The sequence below is a fragment of the Synechococcus sp. BIOS-E4-1 genome (assembly GCF_014279995.1).
Lineage (GTDB): Bacteria > Cyanobacteriota > Cyanobacteriia > PCC-6307 > Cyanobiaceae > Synechococcus_C.
This window is the reverse complement of sequence record NZ_CP047935.1, coordinates 1,310,240-1,310,941: the sequence shown is the minus strand read 5'-3', so window position 1 is coordinate 1,310,941 and position 702 is coordinate 1,310,240. Positions and strand designations below refer to the sequence as shown.

The window sequence follows — 702 nt, the reverse complement described above, 5'->3', positions numbered from 1 at the left end:
GGAAATTGCCAGTGACTATAGAGCTGCCATCACTCAGGGAACTGATGGCAGTTGCGTAGTCCCCGCTAGTGCCACCAGCTTGCTTGGCCCAGACAAATTCGCCATTAGCGTCGAGCTTGGCAATAAAGACATCATCAAGACCAGCACTGGTGAGAGTGGTGCTGCCAAAGGTCGCTGTTCTGTTGAAATAGCCAGTGACAATGGAGCTGCCATCACTCAGGGAGCTAATGCCATTTGCACCGTCCCCGCTAGTGCCACCAGCTTGCTTGGCCCAGACAAATTCGCCATTAGCGTCGAGCTTGGCAATAAAGCAATCATCGGGATAAACATTATTGGCTCCAGTACTGGTGAGGGTGGTGCTGCCGAAGGTCGCTGTTCCGCCGAAATTGCCAGTAACAATGGAGGTACCATCACTCAGGGAGCTGATGTCCTGTGCGAAGTCAGAGCCAGATCCACCCTCCACTTGAGTGACCCAGACATAGTTGCCATTAGCGTCGAGCTTGGCAATAAAGACGTCATAATCTTGAGCACTAGTGAGGGTGGTGCTACCAAAGGGCGCTGTTCCCCGGAAATTGCCAGTGACTATAGAGCTGCCATCACTCAGGGAACTGATGGCAGTTGCGTAGTCCCCGCTAGTGCCACCAGCTTGCTTGGCCCAGACAAATTCGCCATTAGCGTCGAGCTTGGCAATAAAGACATCAT

1 protein-coding gene is annotated in these 702 nt (G+C 52.7%); it reads right to left on the bottom strand.

Going from position 1 to position 702, the window contains the following annotated elements; translation table 11 throughout:
• On the bottom strand, positions 1-702 hold a 702-nt coding region (locus SynBIOSE41_RS06885), incomplete at both ends, for a hypothetical protein (RefSeq protein WP_222930589.1).